The following is a 235-nucleotide window of genomic DNA, read 5'->3' as shown; positions in this document are numbered from 1 at the left end:
ATTTTTCTGGTCTCATTCTTTTCTCAGCTAAAGGCCCTAATAAATAAACCCCGATATTTATATTACCTAAAACCCTTCCCAAATATGAAAAACAAGTGTCAAGACTCTCTTGCATGGAGGAACACATAGATAGATCCCGTGTCACATCAAGCAAAAGCTGTTTTTCAGCAATAAGGTTTACCTTATGAGTTAAATTGTTCGCATTTTGAATGGCAACGGCCGCCATATTCACATA

General features: G+C 37.0%; 1 pseudogene. It reads right to left on the bottom strand.

Features of this window, described 5'->3' with window-relative positions:
* A pseudogene (locus tag KVT34_RS31225) lies at positions 1-235 on the bottom strand (ATPase); the annotation flags it as partial.

It is taken from the genome of Paenibacillus sp. GbtcB18, from assembly GCF_019091125.1.
Taxonomy (GTDB): domain Bacteria; phylum Bacillota; class Bacilli; order Paenibacillales; family NBRC-103111; genus Paenibacillus_F; species Paenibacillus_F chitinolyticus.
This window is presented reverse-complemented; position numbering and strand designations above follow the sequence as displayed.